Source organism: Vibrio celticus, from assembly GCF_024347335.1.
GTDB classification, from domain to species: Bacteria; Pseudomonadota; Gammaproteobacteria; order Enterobacterales; family Vibrionaceae; genus Vibrio; species Vibrio celticus.
The window spans coordinates 459320-480725 of sequence record NZ_AP025463.1; the positions used below are offsets into that span (position 1 = coordinate 459320).

24 protein-coding genes and 1 other RNA gene are annotated in these 21406 nt (G+C 45.4%); 16 read left to right on the forward strand and 9 right to left on the reverse strand.

All coding sequences use genetic code 11. The features are described 5' to 3' along the window. Positions 1 to 27 precede the first annotated feature (27 nt). From serA to zapA, 5 genes are all read right to left on the reverse strand, one after another. Complete coding sequence (gene serA, locus OCV19_RS02290; RefSeq protein WP_017059058.1) at positions 28 to 1257, reverse strand: phosphoglycerate dehydrogenase; 1230 nt, start codon at positions 1255 to 1257, stop codon at positions 28 to 30. A gap of 261 nt (positions 1258 to 1518) precedes the next feature. Next, complete coding sequence (rpiA, locus tag OCV19_RS02295) at positions 1519 to 2175, reverse strand: ribose-5-phosphate isomerase RpiA (protein WP_065675467.1); 657 nt, start codon at positions 2173 to 2175, stop codon at positions 1519 to 1521. 102 nt (positions 2176 to 2277) lie between these two features. Then, positions 2278 to 2877: a 5-formyltetrahydrofolate cyclo-ligase gene (locus OCV19_RS02300; RefSeq protein WP_065675468.1), complete on the reverse strand. Its 600-nt coding sequence runs from the start codon at positions 2875 to 2877 to the stop codon at positions 2278 to 2280. A 6-nt stretch (positions 2878 to 2883) separates the two neighbouring features. Then, a non-coding RNA gene (gene ssrS / locus OCV19_RS02305) (6S RNA) lies at positions 2884 to 3067 on the reverse strand. Between the two features lie 11 nt (positions 3068 to 3078). After that, entirely contained in the window at positions 3079 to 3387 is a 309-nt protein-coding gene (gene zapA, locus OCV19_RS02310) for a cell division protein ZapA (RefSeq protein WP_004735366.1), read from the reverse strand. Between the two features lie 308 nt (positions 3388 to 3695). On the opposite strand from zapA, the gene OCV19_RS02315 reads away from it, so the two are divergent. From OCV19_RS02315 to OCV19_RS02325, 3 genes are read left to right on the forward strand one after another with little or no spacing between them, the layout of a single operon-like run. Then, complete coding sequence (locus tag OCV19_RS02315) at positions 3696 to 4271, forward strand: YecA/YgfB family protein (RefSeq protein ID WP_048664485.1); 576 nt, start codon at positions 3696 to 3698, stop codon at positions 4269 to 4271. 23 nt (positions 4272 to 4294) lie between these two features. Next, positions 4295 to 5473: a 2-octaprenyl-6-methoxyphenyl hydroxylase gene (ubiH, locus tag OCV19_RS02320; protein ID WP_065675469.1), complete on the forward strand. Its 1179-nt coding sequence runs from the start codon at positions 4295 to 4297 to the stop codon at positions 5471 to 5473. Between the two features lie 11 nt (positions 5474 to 5484). Beyond that, positions 5485 to 6708, forward strand: a complete 1224-nt coding sequence (locus OCV19_RS02325; RefSeq protein ID WP_065675470.1) for an FAD-dependent 2-octaprenylphenol hydroxylase — start codon at positions 5485 to 5487, stop codon at positions 6706 to 6708. Positions 6709 to 6807: 99 nt separating this feature from the next. Here OCV19_RS02325 and OCV19_RS02330 read toward each other — a convergent pair whose 3' ends face one another. The 3 genes from OCV19_RS02330 to ygfZ form a co-directional block, all read right to left on the reverse strand. Then, the gene (locus OCV19_RS02330; protein WP_065675471.1) at positions 6808 to 7014 is read right to left on the reverse strand and encodes a DUF1107 domain-containing protein; all 207 of its coding nucleotides are present in this window, start codon (positions 7012 to 7014) and stop codon (positions 6808 to 6810) included. A 562-nt stretch (positions 7015 to 7576) separates the two neighbouring features. Continuing rightward, positions 7577 to 8038 (reverse strand): aminoacyl-tRNA deacylase, encoded by a 462-nt coding sequence (locus OCV19_RS02335; protein WP_083994257.1) that lies wholly within the window; start codon positions 8036 to 8038, stop codon positions 7577 to 7579. Positions 8039 to 8042: 4 nt separating this feature from the next. Beyond that, positions 8043 to 9014: a tRNA-modifying protein YgfZ gene (gene ygfZ, locus OCV19_RS02340; RefSeq protein ID WP_065675473.1), complete on the reverse strand. Its 972-nt coding sequence runs from the start codon at positions 9012 to 9014 to the stop codon at positions 8043 to 8045. 167 nt (positions 9015 to 9181) lie between these two features. Here ygfZ and OCV19_RS02345 point away from each other — a divergent pair, with 167 nt between their 5' ends. Together OCV19_RS02345 and OCV19_RS24870 are read left to right on the forward strand one after the other, a co-directional pair. Then, positions 9182 to 9442, forward strand: a complete 261-nt coding sequence (locus tag OCV19_RS02345) for an FAD assembly factor SdhE (RefSeq protein WP_004735374.1) — start codon at positions 9182 to 9184, stop codon at positions 9440 to 9442. After that, on the forward strand, positions 9390 to 9809 hold the full coding sequence (locus OCV19_RS24870) for a protein YgfX (protein WP_306345534.1): 420 nt from the start codon (positions 9390 to 9392) through the stop codon (positions 9807 to 9809). Before OCV19_RS02345 ends, OCV19_RS24870 begins: the two co-directional genes overlap by 53 nt. Before the next feature lie 101 nt (positions 9810 to 9910). Here OCV19_RS24870 and nadB read toward each other — a convergent pair whose 3' ends face one another. Next, entirely contained in the window at positions 9911 to 11527 is a 1617-nt protein-coding gene (gene nadB, locus OCV19_RS02355) for an L-aspartate oxidase (RefSeq protein WP_050620518.1), read from the reverse strand. 389 nt (positions 11528 to 11916) lie between these two features. On the opposite strand from nadB, the gene rpoE reads away from it, so the two are divergent. From rpoE to acpS, 11 genes are all read left to right on the forward strand, one after another. After that, the gene (gene rpoE / locus OCV19_RS02360) at positions 11917 to 12495 is read left to right on the forward strand and encodes an RNA polymerase sigma factor RpoE (RefSeq protein ID WP_065675474.1); all 579 of its coding nucleotides are present in this window, start codon (positions 11917 to 11919) and stop codon (positions 12493 to 12495) included. Positions 12496 to 12521: 26 nt separating this feature from the next. After that, positions 12522 to 13145 (forward strand): sigma-E factor negative regulatory protein, encoded by a 624-nt coding sequence (locus OCV19_RS02365; RefSeq protein ID WP_050644139.1) that lies wholly within the window; start codon positions 12522 to 12524, stop codon positions 13143 to 13145. After that, complete coding sequence (gene rseB / locus OCV19_RS02370) at positions 13142 to 14104, forward strand: sigma-E factor regulatory protein RseB (protein ID WP_065675475.1); 963 nt, start codon at positions 13142 to 13144, stop codon at positions 14102 to 14104. Before OCV19_RS02365 ends, rseB begins: the two co-directional genes overlap by 4 nt. After that, on the forward strand, positions 14101 to 14571 hold the full coding sequence (locus OCV19_RS02375) for a SoxR reducing system RseC family protein (protein WP_048605807.1): 471 nt from the start codon (positions 14101 to 14103) through the stop codon (positions 14569 to 14571). Before rseB ends, OCV19_RS02375 begins: the two co-directional genes overlap by 4 nt. A gap of 137 nt (positions 14572 to 14708) precedes the next feature. Further along, a complete protein-coding gene (lepA, locus tag OCV19_RS02380; RefSeq protein ID WP_017059045.1) occupies positions 14709 to 16502 on the forward strand; it encodes a translation elongation factor 4 in 1794 nt (597 codons plus the stop codon). A 245-nt stretch (positions 16503 to 16747) separates the two neighbouring features. Beyond that, positions 16748 to 17644 carry a signal peptidase I gene (gene lepB, locus OCV19_RS02385; protein WP_065675476.1) on the forward strand — a complete coding sequence of 299 codons (897 nt, stop codon included), beginning with the start codon at positions 16748 to 16750 and terminating at the stop codon, positions 17642 to 17644. Between the two features lie 26 nt (positions 17645 to 17670). Further along, positions 17671 to 18348 carry a ribonuclease III gene (rnc, locus tag OCV19_RS02390; protein WP_017059043.1) on the forward strand — a complete coding sequence of 226 codons (678 nt, stop codon included), beginning with the start codon at positions 17671 to 17673 and terminating at the stop codon, positions 18346 to 18348. Further along, on the forward strand, positions 18341 to 19312 hold the full coding sequence (gene era, locus OCV19_RS02395; RefSeq protein WP_017059042.1) for a GTPase Era: 972 nt from the start codon (positions 18341 to 18343) through the stop codon (positions 19310 to 19312). The genes rnc and era overlap by 8 nt, the downstream gene beginning before the upstream one ends. 102 nt (positions 19313 to 19414) lie before the next feature. Beyond that, positions 19415 to 20143, forward strand: coding sequence for a DNA repair protein RecO (gene recO, locus OCV19_RS02400; RefSeq protein ID WP_029235586.1), 729 nt, complete (start codon positions 19415 to 19417; stop codon positions 20141 to 20143). Continuing rightward, positions 20140 to 20877, forward strand: coding sequence for a pyridoxine 5'-phosphate synthase (gene pdxJ, locus OCV19_RS02405; RefSeq protein WP_065675477.1), 738 nt, complete (start codon positions 20140 to 20142; stop codon positions 20875 to 20877). The genes recO and pdxJ overlap by 4 nt, the downstream gene beginning before the upstream one ends. Positions 20878 to 20955: 78 nt before the next feature. Then, complete coding sequence (gene acpS / locus OCV19_RS02410) at positions 20956 to 21336, forward strand: holo-ACP synthase (protein ID WP_017059039.1); 381 nt, start codon at positions 20956 to 20958, stop codon at positions 21334 to 21336. Positions 21337 to 21406: the final 70 nt, after the last annotated feature.

Genomic DNA, 21406 nt, shown 5'->3' on the forward strand with positions numbered 1-21406 from the left:
TGTTTTTACTAATATCGAGTTCGATGATTAGTGAAGTAGACGAGCACGGATTGTGCCTTCGATCTCTTTCAGTTTAAGCAGTGCTTCTTCTGAACGATCCGCTTCTACATCGATAACTACATAACCCATATCAGCCGCAGTCTGTAGGTACTGACCCGCGATGTTAATGCCTTCTTCAGCGAAGATGGTGTTGATCTGAGTTAGGATACCTGGGCGGTTTTCGTGAATGTGCAGCAAACGAGACGTGCCCGTGTGTAGCGGTAGAGATACCTCTGGGAAGTTAACACTTGATAACGTAGAACCGTTATCAGAGTATTTCGCTAGCTTGCCAGCCACTTCAACACCGATATTCTCTTGTGCTTCCTGAGTTGAACCACCTACGTGAGGTGTAAGAATCACGTTGTCGAACTGCATCAATGGCGACTCAAACGGGTCTGCATTGGTTTTTGGTTCTGTTGGGAAAACGTCAATAGCCGCACCTGCAAGGTGACCAGATTCCAGAGCGCCACACAAAGCAGGAATATCGACTACCGTGCCACGAGCTGCGTTGATAAAGATAGAACCAGGCTTCATGCGCTCGAACTCTTCTTTACCCATCATGTCTTTTGTTTCGTTGGTTTCAGGTACATGCAAAGAGATTACGTCACACTTGTTCAGTAATTCCGTCATGGTATGAACTTGGGTTGCGTTACCTAAAGACAATTTGTTTTCAATGTCGTAGAAGTAAACGCGCATACCAAGGTTTTCCGCAATAATACCCAGCTGAGTACCAATGTGACCGTAACCAATAATACCTAAACGCTTACCACGAGCTTCGTAAGAGTTGTCGGCACTCTTTTTCCAGATGCCACGGTGAGCAAGAGCGTTCTTTTCTGGAATGCCACGTAGTAGTAATAGAACCTGGCCAAGAACCAGCTCAGCAACGCTTCGAGTGTTTGAGAATGGTGCGTTGAACACAGGGATACCGCGTTTTGCTGCTGCTTGAAGGTTGACTTGGTTAGTACCAATACAGAAACAACCAACGGCAACCAGCTTTTCAGCTGCATCAATAACTTCTTGGGAGATGTTAGTGCGAGAACGAATACCAATGAAGTGAGCATCTTTTACTGCTTCAAGAAGTTCATCTTCCGGTAGCGAGCCTTTGTGGTACTCAATGTTTGTGTAACCAGCGGCTTGCAGCACTTCTACAGAAGAAGGGTGAAGACCTTCTAGAAGTAGAATTTTTATTTTTTCTTTTTCCAGTGAAACTTTGGCCATTGTTCTCGTCCTTAAAATGGAAAGGTTGGGCAAATGCGGCGCACGTGCTACAAAATGGCTGAAAGGGGAACAAATTCACCACTTTGTTAGGAGACAAACGTTTTCCCTGTGCGTCTTCTGAACAATAAAGTAACAAAAAAAAAATGTTTTGGGTAAGAAAATTACGGAATAAGACATAATTTTACAGCAATAAAGCAAAAAAAACGGCGCCCTAGGGCACCGTATGTAATGAAGTAACAGAAAAACTCAATCTTCTATTATTTATTCTTCGATTTTTGCACCTTCAGACGTGCCGGTGATAACCACATCAGCGCCACGGTGAGCGAACAGACCAACCGTCACCACACCAGCAATACCATTGATGATATCTTCTAGTTGTTTCGGGTTTTCAATCGCCATGCCGTACACATCTAAGATCACGTTGCCGTTATCGGTTGTGCAGCCTTCGCGGTAAACTGGGTCACCACCAAGCTTAACCAGTTCACGTGCCACGTATGAACGTGCCATTGGGATTACTTCAACAGGCAGTGGGAATTTACCCAACACATCAACTGCTTTAGTGCCGTCAACAATACACACAAACTTATCAGAGATAGCCGCTACGATTTTTTCACGAGTCAAAGCAGCGCCGCCGCCTTTGATCATATCGCGTGAAGCGTTAATCTCGTCTGCGCCATCAACATAGATGTCTAGTTTGAATACGTCGTTGCACTCAAATACTTTGATTTCTAGTGCTTCTAGTTTTTCAGTAGAGGCTACAGAGCTTGAAACCGCACCTTTGATTTTGTCTTTCATTGTGCCAAGTGCGTCGATGAAGTGATTTACTGTAGAGCCAGTACCTACACCTACAATGCTGCCTTCTTCAACATATTGAAGTGCTGCCCAGCCCGCTGCTTTTTTCATTTCATCTTGAGTCATGCCATTCTCCTGAATAAGGTCTTGCGCTTTGAATTAATCGTTCGCGTATTGAAGTTAACGTTTATATTTCGAGGTTAACGTTTGCGGCGCGATTATAGCGCTTTAATGGTTGTTTTCCCATTGCCAAGTTTTACTCGGAGTCACGATTTTAGGTAACGGAATGTCCCATTCTTCAATCGGTAGGGTATCAACATGTTGGCAATCATGAGCCAAACCAATTGGAGTTGCACCTTCCCCCGTCTCGAACCACTTCACCAAGGTGCGATCGTAATATCCGCCGCCCATACCTAAACGATGGCCATGAGAGTCAAAGCCGACAAGGGGCGTAAGAATGAGGTCGAGTTGCTGACAAGGTTTAACCAGCATCTGATTGAGCTGAGGTTCGACAATACCGTACTTATTCAAGACCGTCGGTGTGCTTGGCGAGTAGTGCAGAAACAGCAGGTGTCCGGCAGAGAAGGGGTGCAATACTGGTAAATAAGTTTGCTTGCCTTGCGCCCATAACCATTCGATTAAAGGCTGGGTATCGAGTTCGCCATCGATAGAGATATAGAGGGCAATATGCTGAGCAGACTGAATCTCATCAAGCTGCATGCATTGCTTAACTAAGTCTATACCGGATTGAGTTTGTTGGTCGCCAGATAAGGCATTGCGCTTGATACGGATCTGTTTGCGAAATTCGCTGCGTGTGAGCGTCTTCATAAGAAGGGATACCCCAAAGTGCCGTTGAGAATAGATGGCCCTTGAACCAGCGAGTTCAAGGCGGATCAGCAATGATTACCGTAGGCTTCTCGGTCGGGCCGAGCATGCTCAATAGCACTCAAGTACTAACCCTTAGGGATTGCTTATCGGCTCGGGGACGTGAATCCTCTGACAAACACTCCAGGGTAAATTTTGTGTACGCTATTGCTGTCCGTGCTTAACTTTACTGAGGACATCTGAAAGTGATGTCGTGAGCTGTTCCATTCGCTCGGTCAGTGCGTTTTGTTCATCGTTTGCTTCAAACTTCTTGGTTTGTAATTCGTAGCAAATATTCAGAGCTGCGATAGTCAGCAGCTTCACTTCATTGGTTACCTTAGTACGTTCAGCCATCTCTTTCAATCGATTATCAAGATCGGCCGCCGCTGCAATCAATGACTCTTCTTGCCCTGGTGGACAATTCACTCGAGTCAGTTTTCCTAATATTTCAACGTCTACCGCTTGATTACTCATGATGGATGAACTCTTTAACGCGCTATTTTAAGGCTGTTGCCCTTCGCCATTTTTTGAGAAAGAAAAAGTGCAAGTACCGATGAGGAAGCAATCTCCTCTGAGGGAGAAACTATAGGTAAACCGCTATTAAGATTCAAGCTTTTCAGAGTGACTGTTTGTAAATGAGAGCTTGAGCACACAGTAATTCAGCAAATTGAACAATTGGTAGTCAGTCATCCTTCAATTGCTGGGGATCGATGCTTACCAGAATTGGGGTGAAGTGGTACGATTATACTATCGATATAAAGAATAACTGAGCGAGCTATCTGATGAGCGAAACTACTTTACCTGATTACCTAACGGTTGCGACTGAACTTCAATCGGCAAGTCTAGCCGTAACCCCTGCTGAGATGCATGGTTTATTAACGGGTATGTTAAGCGGAGGCTTAAGCCTAGCAGATAAGAGTTGGCAACCGCTGATCTTTGATTACACCAACGAAGGTATGGGCTGGCCAGATCGCGCGTTAACGCTAGCGGAAGCGACATTGAAAGTAACGACCAGTGAAATCACAGGTTCAGGCATGGAATTGTCTATGTTGCTGCCTGACGAAGACGCAAGCGCAAGCCTGTTTGACTTGGCTGACGGTGTGTCTGATTGGATTAACCATTTCATCTCTGGTTTAGGTCTTGTTGGCGCTCAATTGAACAAAGCGTCTGAAGGCACGAAAGAAGCGTTGGCGGATCTTGAAGAGATGGCAAAGCTAGGCATTGATGAAGAAGATGATCTGGAAGAACAAGCACAACTTCTAGAGCACGTTATTGAGCACGTAAAAGCGTGTGCATTAACGATTCACGCTGAATTTGGTGCACGCCCATCTGAAGATGCGGCGCCAACCATTCACTAATCGTTTGTCGGTTTGAGGTTATGATGGCTCAATATGATGTTGTAATTGCTGGTGGTGCAATGGCGGGGGCGACGTTAGCCCTTGCTCTGAACCGCCTAAGCCAAGGCTCGTTGTCGATTGCGGTGGTTGAGCCTTATCAGGTTGATCATCAAGCTCATCCTGGGTTTGATTCTCGTTCGATCGCTTTGTCTTATGGCACGGTACAGATCCTTGACTCTCTGCACCTGTGGCAATCTATCGCTCCGGTAGCGACCCCGATTAAAGATATCCATGTATCGGATCGTGGGCATGCAGGGATGACGGATATCTATAGTGAAGAACTGGCTGTAGATGCACTTGGCTATGTAGTCGAGTTAGCCGATGTTGGTCGAATTTATCAGCAGAAGCTGGAATCAGAAGCGGCCATTACCATGCTTTGTCCTGAGTCTGTCAGTAAAGTTGAACGTGAAGAAGCGTTGACGACGATTGAACTGACAAGTGGGCAAACCATAACGACTAAGTTACTGGTTGCGGCTGACGGTGCAATCTCAACCTGTAGTCAGCAACTCAATATCCCACTGAATGAACATGACTTTGAACAGGTTGCTGTGATTGCCAATATCGTGGCGAGCGAACCCCATCAAGGTCGCGCATTTGAGCGTTTTACCCATCATGGGCCAGTCGCTCTATTGCCGATGAGTGATAACCGTTTGTCTCTGGTTTGGTGTTTACCGCCGGAGCAAGTCGATAAAGTTATGGCTTTTAACGACGACGAATTCCTTGAGCAGCTGCAGAAAGATTTTGGTTGGCGACTTGGCCGATTAGAGAAAGTCGGCAAGCGTGCGAGCTATCCACTGATTCTTCGTCACCGACAGCAAAATATCTCTCATCGATTTGCCATTGTTGGTAATGCTGCTCAAACGCTTCACCCCATTGCGGGGCAAGGCTTTAACCTAGGTATCCGAGACGTGGCTTCCTTGGCAGAAGAGTTGTGTACTCAGTTGGATGATGTGGGTCGTTACCGTGGTCTTGTTAACTTTAGAAAACGTAGAGAACAAGATAGAGACGCAACGATCACGTTGACTTCAAGCCTAGTTCACCTGTTCTCAAACGATTTTATGACCGCTCGCATTGGGCGTAATCTTGGGTTAGCCGTAATAGATAACCTTCCACCACCTAAAGGTCCACTTTTGCGTCATACGCTTGGCCTAGTAGAAAGATAAGGTAATAAATAATGATGCAAAGTGTTGATATCGCGATTGTTGGTGGTGGCATGGTTGGCTTAGCGCTTGCTGCTGCCCTGAAAGACAGTGACCTAAGAATTGCTGTCATTGAAGGTAGAGCTCCCAGTGAAGGGCTTAGTGAGCTGCCTGACGTACGTGTATCCGCGTTGAGTCGTTCTAGTGAAGTGATTCTTCGCAACTTAGGTGCATGGCAAGGTATCGAACAAAGACGTGCAGCACCGTATCAAGCGATGGAAGTGTGGGAGCAAGACAGCTTTGCCCGTATTGAGTTTGACTCGACACGCTTGGCTCAGCCGAACTTGGGTCATATCGTTGAAAACCGTGTGATTCAATTAGCGCTGCTTGATCAGGTTAAGAAGCAAGACAACGTCAGCCTGTATATGCCCGCAACGTGTAAAACGATGGCGATTGGTGAAAGTGAAGCTTGGTTAACATTGGACAATGGTCAAGCACTGACAGCTAAGTTAGTTGTTGGAGCAGACGGCGCAAACTCTTGGGTTCGTAAGCAGCAAGATATCCCATTAACACATTGGGATTACGGACACAGTGCGATTGTCGCGAACATCAAAACAGCAGAGCCGCACCACAGCGTTGCTCGTCAAATATTCACACCTCAAGGCCCATTGGCATTCCTACCAATGCAACCAGGCCACATGAGCTCGATTGTTTGGTCTACCGAACCAAACCGTGCCGAGAAGCTGGTATCCATGTCGGATGCTGATTTTAATAAGCAGCTAACGGCAGAGTTCGACTCGAAGCTTGGATTGTGCGAAGTGGTTGGTGACCGTTTTGCCTTCCCACTGCGTATGCGTTATGCACGTGACTTTGCGGTAGAGCGTGTGGCTTTGGTTGGTGATGCTGCTCATACCATTCATCCATTAGCGGGGCAGGGCGTTAACCTTGGCCTATTAGACGCAGCAAGCTTAGCACAAGAGCTGTTAAAGCTATGGGCTGCGGGTGAGGACATTGGCACCAAGCGTAATCTTCGCGGCTACGAGCGTTGGAGAAAAGCAGAGGCGGCGAAAATGATTGCTTCAATGCAGGGCTTTAAAGACCTGTTTGAAGGCGATAACCCAGCTAAGAAGCTGATTCGTGGTATCGGTATGAAGCTAGCAGGTCAATTACCGGGTGCGAAAGATGAGATCATGAAGCGCGCACTGGGTTTATCTGGCAATCTTCCTGATTTAGCTAAGCGTCCAGTGACTCATCGATAGTGACATAGTGTTCTGGTGATTTATCGAATCATCATTGATACGAAAAAAGGGTTGGCATAATGCCAACCCTTTTTGTTTTTAATTCTGTAGATAATCAGGTCATGCGTACGCGCAGCGCAGTTTCATGATTTCATTATTTATTTCTTTCACTGTTTGAAAGTGACGCTTTTCTGCTCGGTCTGGTAGCACGAGCTTACCGTTATCAAACTCAAATTTTCCTACGCCGTAAATGTAGATTCGTCCTTTGAAAAGTCGACTTACATGTTTAGCAATCATACTCGGTGTATAGCGCTTAAACAGTCTCATTCTTAATTATCCTTATATTTACCTAGCCTGCATATTATAGAAAAACTCCGAGATAATAATTGTGATAAGCATGGAGTAATATGCAGTAGCGTTGACGTCAATTAGATATTTGTGCTGTTCTAAGCACTTTTTGCAGTAAATATCTATTTTTACGTGAGCTCCTCCCCAAAATAATACTGAGTAGTGAACTGCCGTGAACTTTCCTGTTCGGTATTAAGCAGTGATAATGTTACAAGTATAAGAATAGGCGGGATTTTTTTGTTTGTGTAATCAAATTGTAAATTTCGGACAAAAAAAAGCCCGTCTAAAACGGGCGAATAGTCACAGATGCATTACACAAAAGTGGATACTGATGTTACTCAGTGGATTCACTTGCACTGATTTGCTTAATAGCTAGTCAGTAAATTTACAATAACGCAAATTTAACTTTGTGACTACTTATGCCTTTATTTTGAGTAAATATTTATTAATGGTGTGTTCTTCTTATGACGAAGTTCACACTAAAAATGTACTCAATGAAATATTCAAATGAAGTTTGCGAAGCATGATCTGATCGAAACGATCATCGACTGATGTCCGCGACAGTCGGTGCACATAGCGCCATAAGATCATTGAGATCCAACGCAACGCCAGCCATTCGATCGCCGGAGCTAATGGTCACGGTCGAGTTGTTCTGAATGGAAGGATCAAAAATGATCGGCATGTGTCTCTTTAGAGCAAGCGGGCCAACGCAACCCACTTTAAAGCCAGTGATTGTTTCAACATCAGCGAGCGACACGCAGGTCATTCGACGGTAATTCAGTACCGAGCGTACTTTCTTAGGGTCGACAGAGCGATCGCCAGCAGTACAGGCCAACGCATACTGGTTACCCATATCCTTGAGCAGGATGCACTTCACCATTTGAGAGGCGTCGATGCCTCGCTCTTGTGCCGTTTCTTCAATGCTGGTGGTTGGCTTGCTTTGCATCAGCAGGCGATAGTTCACCTGCTGTTGATCCAGCCATTGTGTAATCAGCGTTTCCACGTGGTTACTCATCGTCAAGGCTGTACGGCAGTGGCAGGATATTCCATGTTTGATCAGGCTGCGCGGTCAGTCGAAGCTGAACATCGTCATCAAGGTTGTTTGGAAGTACCATCAAACCAATCGCTTGGTTATCAGCAAATTGATAGACGTTTAATAGTCGGCCTGCGCCACGCCAGTTCTCACCCACGCTACGCTCTAGTTCAATTGGGTTCTCTAGAGACAATACTTCTGCTGTTGTTCCTGAAACAATACGCATCTCACGCTTGTTCATGCCACGATACTTGGCACGAGCTACCGTTTCTTGACCTGTGTAACAGCCTTTTGAAAAGCTGATACCACCAATCGCTTGCAGGTTAAGTGCTTGAGGGATGTGCTCGTTTTGTTCTTCTTTCGATAGGTTAGGCTGAGCATCAAGAATTTCATGATATTGCCAAAGTGCTTCTGATACTTTTTCTGCTGAGCTACTTGATACTAAGGTTGCAGCAACATCTTCCGTAATAAGCAGCGCCCAACGATTGTCAGAGACTTTAACCGCTGTGCCACCAGAGATAGCACGCACGTTACCTTGGCCTTCTGAGATTGAATCAATGTATTGATCCGCAGACGCGCCCATCACACCGATAACAACATCTGTCGTTTGCTCGATATCAACCTTAGAGAACACGGCGTATTTTTTGATTTCGACCAGCTCTACTTCAATCGCAGATTTAGGCTGCATGAGTGCGTAACCGCAATTGTGATGGAACAGGCGGAAGATACTCCATACCTTTCCTTTTGCATCACAGTGCGCGCCTAACGTCGATTCATCATTAGGAAGAGTGACGACATCGCACGTTACTTGACCCTGTAGGTACGACTTTTTGTCATCGCCTATCATGGTGATTGCGCTCCAGTCTGACACGTGTGTCATCATCAGTTCTGGAAGCGATTCATTTTGCGTATGAGCGAGTGGCTGAAATGTGTTTTTCCAATCCATTTTATCTTTCCTAAGAATTTTATTTGGCTCTATGTTAATCCGGTTCTGTTTCTTTGTCAGCCTAGGTTTTTTTGTGAGCTTAGATAGGGACTGTGACTCACATAGTAGTTGCAGGGCGTATGACTTGTTACACTCCGAGAAAGAAAAATTATAGGTGAGGATAGCCAATGTACACTGCAGAGCAGAAAGCACGAATTAAATGGGGTTGCCGTCGCGGCATGTTAGAACTTGATGTAGTCATCATGCCATTTTTCGAAGAGTGTTTTGATTCATTGCAAGAGCAGGAACAGCGCGAGTTTGTTTCTCTATTAGAGTGTGATGACCCAGATTTGTTTACTTGGGTAATGGGACACGGACGCAGTGAAAACCTAGGCCATGCATCAATGGTTGATAAAATTGTCGCACACAACCTCAGCAAGGTTCGTTAAGCTTCAGCTTAACCCTTCGTATTCCGCATTATTTGCAAAAGGCACTATTTTTGGGTGCCTTTTGTTTTTCATCGTCCTGTCTTCTATTCCACTTGCGGCCAGCCTTTATTGCTTAGTTTTAATGATCCGCTTGTTCAGAAACAACCATGTGATTCTAAATAGTGCCTATGGGCGTTTTGATTACAAAGAGGATGGTGATATTCGACTCAATGACCGAACTTACCGACTTAAGTCCGTTGATAAGATCTGGGCGCAGTTCTTCGTTAAATTGCAGTTTGAATGTGGGCACTCGGTACTGCTTTGGCGGGACAGCTGTTGCGAGCGAGAATATCGTCATTTTCTGGCGAACTTACAACGAGCACGCTAGATAAAAGAAAGCGTTAGACAAAAGAAAAGGGAGCACTCGGCTCCCTTTCGCTTAATTATTTTTCGCTGACGACTAATTAGCTAATCACGTTTAACCCATTATTATGCTTGGCGTTTCTCTGGCGTCAGAATCGTTGGGCCGCTGTCTTCTGCAAGTTCAGGGTAATCCAACGTGTAGTGAAGGCCTCGGCTCTCTTTACGTTGCATTGCACAGCGAACCATCAGTTCAGCCACTTGTAGCAAGTTACGCAGTTCTAATAGGTTATTCGAAACCTTGAAGTAGCTGTAGTACTCATGAGTTTCTTGTTGCAGCATCTGAATACGGCGTAATGCACGCTCCAGTCGTTTATCCGTTCGAACAATGCCCATGTAATCCCACATGAACAAGCGCAGTTCGTGCCAGTTGTGTTGAATGATAACTTCTTCATCACTGTTGGTGACTTGGCTTTCATCCCATGCTGGTAGTTCAGCGCACAGTTGAGATTGGTCTATGTTCTCAACGATATCTTTTGCTGCTGCCCATGCGTAAACCACACACTCAAGCAGTGAGTTAGAAGCCATACGGTTTGCACCGTGTAAGCCGGTGTAGCTCACTTCGCCAATCGCATACAAGTTCGTTAGGTCGGTTTGACCTTGCTTATTCACCATGACACCACCACACGTGTAGTGAGCGGCTGGCACGATAGGGATCGGCTCTTTGGTCATATCGATGCCCAAGTCCATCAAGCGAGTATGGATCATCGGGAAGTGCGTTGTGATGAATTCTTCAGGCTTGTGGCTGATATCAACATACATGCAGTCGGCACCCAAGCGCTTCATTTCGAAGTCAATTGCGCGAGCAACCACATCACGTGGCGCCAGCTCACCGCGCTCGTCGAAGTCTTTCATAAAGCGAGAACCATCTGGACGACGCAGGTAGGCACCTTCACCACGCAGTGCTTCCGTTAGTAGGAAGTTACGCGCTTCTGGGTGGAATAAACAAGTTGGGTGGAACTGGTTGAACTCAAGGTTTGCCACACGACAACCCGCACGCCAAGCGATAGCAATACCATCACCTGAAGAAACATCTGGGTTAGAGGTGTATTGGTAAACCTTTGAAGCGCCGCCTGTTGCTAATACAACAAATTTAGCGCGCACGGTTTCAACGTGTTCTTGGTTACGGTTCCAAATGTAGGCGCCGATCACCTTGTCTTTTGAACCACCAATCTTATCTTCAGTGATCAAATCCAGCGCATTGTGGCGCTCGAAGATCTCGATATTTGGGTGGTTGTTGACGTTATCTTGTAGTGAGGTTTGCATCGCCATGCCAGTTGCATCGGCAGCGTGCAGAATTCTGCGGTGACTGTGGCCACCCTCACGAGTGAGGTGATATTTTGGTTGGCCTTCTGTGCTGTTCTCATCTTTATCAAATGGAACACCACCATCAATCAGCCATTGCACACACTCTTTCGCATTTTCAGCAATGAATTGAACTGTATCTTCTTCGCATAACCCAGCCCCAGCTATTTGAGTATCCTCTACATGAGACTCAATACTGTCCGACTCATCGAACACCGCGGCGATACCACCTTGTGCGTAATACGTCGATCCTTCGCTGCGTGGTCCTTTGCTTAATACAATTACTTTTGCATGTTCTGCTACGCGTAAGGCTAATGACAAGCCTGCCGCACCACTTCCTACCACTAATACATCACACTGATGTTCACGGTTTGCGTTCATAAAACTTATTAAATCCCGGGCTATAGTCGAGTTGTCCACTCTCAATTGACTTTGTCTTGTTTTAGGAGTTTGGCTAAGACTGTTATAATCTCTCCAGAGTCATCCTTAAACGCTATGCAAAATCAATATATAGACAGCTATCTAGAAATATTTAATTGCTCAATACCATTGCTTTTGCTCAAGTTTCCCCAAATTGATAGGGATAGCTATTTTTATTACATCACATTGTGAAACAATAATGGCAAATAATTTTAAGAAAGTTGGAACTTTCGGTATTTGGCTTGGTCACAATAGTGCTCTTGTAGACGGTGGTGTCAATACTACATTTCGCATAATTAGTACCCATATCTGTGAAGGTGAGGGTTATAACAATAGGAGTACCCGCTCGAATGAACGAGCAGCTAACCGATCAAGTGTTGATTGAGCGAGTTCAGAGTGGAGATAAGCAGGCATTTAACTTACTAGTGGTTAAGTATCAAAACAAAGTTTGTAATCTTATCTCTCGATACGTGAATAATTCTGGTGATGTACCTGATGTAGCACAAGAAGCTTTTATTAAAGCTTACCGCGCGATACCTAACTTTCGTGGCGAGAGTGCCTTCTATACATGGTTGTACCGAATTGCCGTGAACACCGCTAAAAACCATATCGTTGCCCAAAGCCGTAGGCCGCCAGCAACAGATGTAGATGCAGAAGATGCAGAATATTACGAAACAGGCAACGCGTTAAAAGAAATATCGAACCCTGAGAACTTAACGCTGTCAAAAGAATTGAAACAAGTCGTTTTTGGAGCGATTGAAGCGCTACCAGAAGACTTAAAAACTGCAATGACGTTGCGAGAGCTCGAAGGTTTGAGCTACGAAGAGATTGCAGAAGTAATGGATTGCCCTGTAGGAACCGTACGTTCGCGTATTTTCCGAGCTCGTGAAGCGGTGGAAAAGAAAATTAAACCTCTTTTGCAACGCTAGAACTTGTAATAATTATGGTGAAAATAATGGCTGATAAAGAAAAGCTTTCGGCACTCATGGATGGTGAAACGATCGATAAAGCTCTCATTGTAGATCTCGAATCCGATCAAGAAAGCATGGATACCTGGCAGAGTTACCATTTAATTGGTGATGTTATGCGTGGGGATGCGCCAGAAACTCCAGAGTGGAACATTGCTAATAGTGTAGCGGCAGCGCTTGAGAACGAGCCTGCACATGGTTCAATGTCGAACCTGCACCAAGTGAATGTTGAACCTGCTGTTGCTCCAATTGAAGAGCAGCCAAAACCTCAGCAAGCGAAGCGTCAGCTTCCGGCGTGGTTACAACAGTTTGGACAAGTTGCCGTGGCAGCGTGTGTTTCATTAGCCGTTGTATTAGGTGTTCAACAATATGGTGGCAGCGACCCTGCAGCACCAGAGCAGTTGCCTGTACTCCAGACGATTCCATTTGCGGGTTCTGCGGAACCAGTAAGCTTAACGCGTGACTCTGTTGAGAAACCAGCATCTGAAGCTAACTTGCAAGAGCAGCGCAAACGCGTTCATGCAATGTTAGAAGATTATGAGCTGCAGCTAAGATTAAACAGTGATGCATCGCCAATGCAAGATGCACATCTAGAATCGGACATTGAATGAAGAAAATCCTGGTCAGTGCACTGACACTGTTCAGCTTGATGTCTCCAACAGCCTTTGCAGAGGAAACCACTGCAAAGGCCTTGTTGCATCAAATGAACGAGGCCAGTCAGCATCTAAATTACGAACTCTCCTACATTTTGATAAAGAAGAGCAGTATTGAGCCTCTTGTTTATCGCCATGCGGTTAACGACGACCAACAACTTGCACACCTTGTTTATCTAAGTGGTCCTGTTCGTGAAGTCATTCGACGTGGCAACGAAGTTAGCTACATCGAGCCGGGTACAGAGCCATTTACGATTCAGTCAGGCAGCATGGTTGCACCTGTTATTCCGATGATTAATCGAGATATCGAATCTCTGAATCAGTACTACGACTTTGTGAAAGTTGGGCGCTCTCGTGAAGCAGGTAGCACCACTCAAGTGCTGCGTGTCGTGCCGAAAGACGGCCTTCGCTATTCTTACGTGGTTTGGGTCGACGAGAAAACGAGTCTTCCTTTGCGTGCCGACCTTTTGGATCGTGATGGCGAAGTACTAGAACAGTACCGCACTATCTCTTACGTGGTGAACGATAAGATTGCAGAGGCAATGGGGGGCTTGAACCAAGCTCAATTGCCGAAAGTCTTATCACTGCCGGAAGGCTTAGTGAGTGAAACTAATTGGCAAGCGTCTTGGATTCCTGAAGGGTTTAAGTCAAAAGAGCTTAGCCGCTATCAAATGGCTGCGACCGATAAAATGGTTGAAAGTCAGCTTTTCAGTGATGGGTTGTTTAGCTTTTCAGTTTATATCGCTGAAAAAGACGAGCATTCATTGAAAGGGCAGCTAGTACGTCAAGGGCGTAGAACCTTGCACAGCTTAGTGATTGGCGACAAAGAGATCTCAGTGGTTGGTGACATTCCGCCGGCAACTGCAAAACGTGTTGCTCAGTCAGTTACATTCAATAAATCGGTACAAGCGCAATGATGACCGCGCTGGCGACCGTTAGCTCGGTTGAACAAAAAGGTAAGCAATACTTTGTTCAACTGAGCTGCGAACAACAAACCAGTTGCAGCAGTTGCTCTTCTCAAAAAAGTTGCGGTACGGGTATTGTGACCAAGGCTGTTGGCAATAAATCTTTGTTTTGGCAGCTTAAAACCAAAAGCTTAGTCAAAGCAGGACAAATCGTAGAAATTGGCTTTCCAGAAAAAAGCCTACTTCAATCGGCGGCGATTGTTTATCTCATCCCACTTTTCATGTTGATGATTGGTGCTGGTTTTGGACAACTCTTGTTACAACCCTTACTCCAAGGGGGCGAGGGCATTGTTATCTTAAGTGCAGCGCTGTTTACTGCTGGTGGGATTGCCTTAGCGAAGCGGTTAGCCAAACCCATGGAAGACAAATCCAAGCAAGAAGTCGTCTTGATTCGAATCCTAGGTGAGTCTCTCGTCTAATTTATGATGCTTCTTGCCCTTAAATTGGGTAGAATCTGCCAACTTGATTGAAATGCCGCCACCAATGCTGACTGTAGATTGGACGCGTCGCGGCTTTCTTATTATCCCTATTCAAAGAGTTTAGTCACACCAAGCCTATGAAGCACATTCGTAATTTTTCGATTATCGCCCACATCGACCACGGTAAGTCGACCCTTTCTGACCGCTTAATCCAAGTTTGTGGAGGATTAAGTGAACGTGAGATGGCAGCTCAAGTCCTCGATTCTATGGATATAGAACGCGAGCGTGGTATTACAATTAAAGCGCAGAGTGTGACTTTAGATTACAAAGCTAAAGATGGTGAAACTTACCAACTTAACTTTATCGACACTCCTGGACACGTAGACTTCTCTTACGAAGTATCTCGTTCTCTAGCGGCTTGTGAAGGCGCACTACTTGTAGTGGATGCTGGGCAAGGTGTTGAAGCACAAACTCTAGCAAACTGTTACACAGCAATCGAAATGGAACTGGAAGTAGTGCCAATCTTGAACAAGATTGACTTACCTGCAGCTGAACCAGAACGTGTTGCTGAAGAAATCGAAGAGATCGTTGGCATCGATGCGATGGAAGCGACTCGCTGTTCTGCGAAAACAGGTTTGGGTGTTGATGATGTCCTAGAAAACATCGTAACGGCAATCCCGCCACCGGAAGGTGATCCTGAAGCGCCTCTACAAGCGTTGATCATTGACTCTTGGTTCGATAACTACCTTGGCGTAGTTTCTTTGGTTCGTATTAAAAACGGTAAGCTGAAGAAGAACGACAAGATCAAAGTAATGTCGACAGACCAAGTATGGGGTGTTGACCGTCTAGGTATCTTCACGCCTAAGCAAATCGACACGACAGAGCTAAATACTGGCGAAGTAGGTTGGGTTGTTTGTGGTATTAAAGACATCCTAGGTGCGCCAGTTGGTGATACGTTGACGCTTGCAAAAGGCGGCAGCACTGAACGTCTACCTGGTTTCCAAAAAGTGAAGCCTCAGGTATACGCAGGTCTATTCCCTGTATCATCTGATGATTACGAAAACTTCCGTGACGCGTTAGGCAAACTAAGCCTGAACGATGCATCACTGTTCTTCGAACCAGAAAGTTCAGCAGCACTTGGTTTTGGTTTCCGTTGTGGCTTCTTAGGAATGCTTCACATGGAGATCATCCAAGAGCGTCTAGAGCGTGAATACGACCTAGATCTAATCACAACTGCTCCAACAGTTGTGTATGAAGTTGTAAAAACAGATAAAACAGTTCTGTACGTTGATAGCCCGGCTAAACTGCCAGCGGTTAATGACCTAGAAGAAATTCGTGAGCCAATTGCACGCTGTAATATTTTGGTACCTTCGGACTACCTAGGTAACGTAATCACACTGTGTGTTGAGAAGCGTGGCGTACAAGTAGACATGGTTTACCACGGTAACCAAGTTGCTGTAACGTACGACCTTCCTATGGCAGAAGTTGTTCTAGACTTCTTCGACCGTCTGAAGTCAACGTCTCGCGGTTACGCATCATTGGATTACAACTTCCAACGTTACGAGCCATCAAACATGGTACGTGTAGACGTACTGCTGAATGGCGAAACGGTTGATGCACTAGCGATCATTACGCACAAAGATATTGCTCAGTCTCGTGGTCGTCTACTGGTAGAGAAGATGAAAGAATTCATCCCTCGTCAGATGTTCGATATCGCGATTCAAGCAGCGATTGGTAACCACATCATTGCTCGTTCTACAGTGAAACAACTGCGTAAGAACGTAATTGCAAAATGTTACGGTGGTGATATCAGTCGTAAGAAGAAACTTCTTAAAAAACAAAAAGAAGGTAAGAAGCGTATGAAGCAGATCGGTAACGTTGAACTGCCTCAAGAAGCTTTCCTTGCAATCCTTCACGTTGGAAAAGACTAGGTATCAATCGCACTAACTATCTGCTGAACATTACTGGTTAAAATCGTTTATTTCTTTGTTGCAAAGATTGCAATTAGGCCCACTAGTCACTGCACTTTGCGCCTCGAACTAAACGATTTTTCCTTCGTAATCTTCCCAGCATTTAGTCAGCATGATTGATACAAATTAGAAATATTAAGCAGAGTGAAAGAGTTATGCTCTTTCACTTTCGTTATTTTTAAAGAAATGAAATTTAAGGGATATCAATGGCTAATACATTTTCGCTTATCTTAGTGATCGTAACTCTAGTGACCGGCATTGTATGGACGTTGGAAAAGTTTGTGTGGGCGAAGAAGCGCCAGCAAAAACTTGCTGACGTTGAAGCACAATCGAATGGCCTAGACGCTGAAACCAGCGCAAAAGTTACGGCTCAGCCTTGGTGGGTTGAGAACAGTGTGTCCATTTTCCCGGTAATTGCATTTGTTTTGATCTTGCGTTCATTCATCTATGAACCGTTTCAAATCCCTTCTGGCTCGATGATGCCAACTCTTTTGGTTGGTGATTTCATCTTGGTAGAGAAGTACGCGTACGGTCTAAAAGACCCAGTATGGCGCACTCAATTGGTAGAAACAGGCAAGCCAGAACGCGGTGATTCAATCGTATTTAAGTACCCACCTCAGCCAAACATCGACTACATTAAGCGTGTTGTTGGTATGCCTGGTGACACGATTCGCTACAGCAGTCGTAAAGAGATCTGTATTCAGGCGAAGGGTACAAGTAGCTGTGAACCAGTGAAACTAAGTAATGTTGAAGAAAGCCAATTTATTCAAGATGGTGTGCCTCTGATTCAGCTGAACGAACAGCTTGGAGACGTAGAGCACCAGATTTTAGTTAACCCATTACGCCGTGATCGTGTGCAAGCATATCAGCCTCGCAATGGTGTTAACGAATGGGTCGTTCCAGAAGGCCAGTACTTTGTGATGGGTGATAACCGTGACAACAGTGCCGATAGCCGTTACTGGGGCTTTGTCCCTGAAGCAAACCTTGTTGGTAAGGCCGTTGCTATTTGGATCAGCTTCGAATTCGAACGCGGTTCAGACAGTGTACTTCCAACATGGATTCCTACTGGTGTGCGTTTTAATCGCATCGGTGGGATTCATTAATCGATCACATAACACATCGAGAGAGCATGAATTCTCCAATTGATAAACTAGAGAGAAAGATTGGCTATCAGTTTAATGATGCCGATCTTATCCACTTGGCGCTGACTCACCGCAGCGCCGCAGGTAAACATAACGAACGTCTTGAGTTTCTGGGCGATTCAATTTTAAGTTTTGTTATCGCTGATGATCTTTACCACCGTTTTCCTAAGGTAAACGAAGGTGATATGAGCCGCATGCGCGCAACATTAGTACGTGGTCATACATTGGCAGAACTAGGTCGTGAATTCGAACTAGGAGATTACTTAAAATTAGGTCCAGGTGAGTTGAAGAGTGGCGGTTTCCGTCGTGATTCTATTCTAGCGGATGCGGTTGAAGCGATCATCGGCGCTGTCTATTTAGATAGTGATACCGAGACGGTTCGCGGCATTATTTTAAGCTGGTACCAATCTCGCCTAGATGCTATTCAGCCTGGAGTATCTCAAAAAGATCCGAAAACTCGCCTACAAGAGTTTTTGCAAGGTCGAAGAAATCCTCTACCTGTCTACACAGTGACTAATATTAAAGGTGAAGCACACAACCAAGAGTTTACGGTTGAGTGTGAAGTGGCAGGTGTGGATAAACCTGTTATCGGTAAAGGCACTAGCCGCCGCAAGGCAGAACAAGCGGCTGCTGAAACAGCATTAGAGCAACTAAGCAATGTCTGATAACAACCAAGATTTCGATATCGATGCATTCTTTTCATCTGATAGCAAAAAAACAGGCCTACCGGAAAACCAACACTGTGGCTTTATCGCTATTGTCGGTCGCCCAAACGTAGGTAAGTCGACGCTTCTGAACCATATTCTGGGTCAGAAGATTTCTATTACATCACGTAAACCACAGACGACACGTCACCGTATTATGGGCGTTGAAACTGAGGGTGACTACCAAGCGATTTTTGTTGATACTCCTGGACTTCATATTGAAGAAAAGCGTGCCATCAACCGCTTGATGAACCGTGCGGCGAACAGCTCACTGAGTGATGTAAACCTAGTATTCTTCCTTGTCGATGGTACTCACTGGACTGACGACGATGAAATGGTTCTGAACAAACTGAAGAAGACTGACTTCCCAGTTGTACTTTGCATCAACAAAGTAGATAACGTTCAAGACCGTACTAACGTGATGCAGCACATGATGGAAGTCTCTAAGAAGATGGATTTCATTGACGTTGTGCCAATCTCAGCGAAGCAAGGTAAAAATATTGATGTACTGCGTAAGCACGTACGTGAACATTTACCTAAAGCGACACACCACTTCCCTGAAGAATACGTGACTGATCGCTCACAACGTTTTATGGCCTCTGAAATTATCCGTGAAAAGCTAATGCGTTTTACGGGTGATGAGCTACCTTACTCGGTAACGGTTGAAATCGAACGTTTCGATTACAACCCAGATAACGATGGCTTCCACATCAATGCACTGATTCTTGTTGAGCGTACAGGTCAGAAGAAAATGGTGATTGGTAAAGCGGGCGAGAAGATCAAAACGATTGGTCGTGAAGCGCGCATCGATATGGAAGAGCTATTCGGCCGTAAGGTTTACCTAGAGACTTGGGTCAAGGTTAAATCTGGCTGGGCTGATGATGAGCGTGCACTTCGCTCGTTAGGCTACATCGACGATCTATAATATATTGAACGTCACTTTCTGAGATTAAGAAAGTTGAACTGAAGATAAATCCAAGAGAGAGTGCGAACTCTCTCTTTTTGTATCTGTAATAAGGGTAAGTGATTGAGCGAAGGGTTACAGCGATGCTTTGTGTTGCACCGTCGACCATACAGTGAGTCGAGCCTGATCTTGGACGTCTTCAGCGAAGAGTTCGGTCGGGTGACGTTGATGTCTAAAGGCGCTCGCAGCAAGCGTTCCAATTTGAAAGGTGCATTACAACCTTTTACGCCGCTACTGCTTAAGTGGTCTGGTAATGGTTCGATGAAAACCTTACGCCAAGCTGAACCCATCAGCTTGGGGCTTCCTCTCGCCGGTATTAATCTGTATTCAGGCATGTACGTGAACGAGCTTATCGGTCGGGTATTGATGGCGGAAGTACCGATGCCTGCACTTTTTCACGACTATCTTCATGCTTTAACAGAGCTGGCGCATAATGATAATCCTGAGCCAGCACTGCGTCGCTTTGAGCTGGCTCTATTATCCGCTATGGGCTATGGCGTCGACTTTTTACACTGCGCGGGCACTGGCGAAGCGATCGATTCGAGCATGACTTATCGCTATCGAGAGCAGAAAGGTTTCATCGCTTCGGTGCGTCGAGACAACCTGACTTTTATGGGCGATGAACTTATCGCAATCAGTGAACGTAGGTTTATCACTAAAGAGCAGTTAAAAGCGGCAAAACGCTTTACACGCATAGCCTTAAAGCCGTATCTTGGCGGCAAACCATTAAAAAGTAGAGAGCTATTTATGCCAACAATAGCCCTCTCTAGAGCACGGAGTATTGGAAAATGAGCTCAATCCTTTTAGGCGTTAATATCGACCATATTGCAACACTACGTAATGCACGTGGTACTAAATACCCAGATCCAGTACACGCAGCTGAAATTGCTGAACGTGCGGGTGCTGACGGCATTACTGTTCACCTGCGTGAAGACCGTCGTCATATCGTTGACCGTGATGTGCGTATTCTGGCTGAAACACTTCAGACTCGTATGAATTTGGAGATGGCAGTAACGGATGAGATGGTTCAAATTGCCCTCGATACTAATCCTGAGTTTGTTTGTCTGGTTCCAGAGAAGCGTGAAGAGCTGACCACTGAAGGTGGCTTGGATGTGGTTGGTCAACTTGAAAAGATCAAAGCGGCGATGGAAAAACTGTCTGCAGCTGGCATTAAGGTGTCTCTGTTTATCGATGCTGACCGTGAGCAAATCGACGCAGCAAAAGCGTGTGGCGCACCGTTCATTGAACTGCACACTGGTCATTACGCCGATGCTAAAACAGAAGAAGATCAACAAGACGAGCTGAAAAAGATTGCTGCAGGCGCAAGCTACGCGGACGATCTTGGTATCACAGTCAATGCGGGCCATGGTCTGACTTACCACAACGTCGCCCCAATTGCGGCTCTTCCTGAGATCTACGAGCTGAACATCGGTCACTCGATCATGGGACGCGCAGTGTTTGATGGTTTGAACAAAGCCGTTGCAGACATGAAAGCCGTGATGGAAACAGCACGCAACAACGCTTAGTTTTCTAAACCGTAAGCGTTAAGTCGTAAGCGACGAATTAGTAGAATTAATAGATAGAAGTTTAGTAGTAGGGTAAGCATGGCTGTTGTTGGATTAGGTACAGATATCGCAGAAATTGAACGTGTTGAAAAGGCATTGTCACGAAGTGGTGACGCTTTTGCTCAGCGTATTTTGACCGATTCTGAATTTGAAGTATTTCAGCAACTGAAGCAAAAAGGGCGTTACCTTGCAAAACGTTTTGCTGCCAAAGAAGCAGCATCTAAGGCGTTGGGCACGGGGATCGCACTGGGTGTGACTTTCCACGACTTTGAGATTTCAAACGATGAGCATGGCAAGCCAGTTCTGAGCCTGCATAAAAAAGCGCGTGAAATCGCAGAGGCGAACGGCACAACATCAATTCATCTGACTATCTCGGATGAGCGTCACTACGCAGTGGCAACGGTGTTACTCGAATCGTAAATAGATTATCGCGACTTTATATCTAGTGCTCTTGGCTCTAGACAGAAAAAAGCAGAGCTCATGAGCTCTG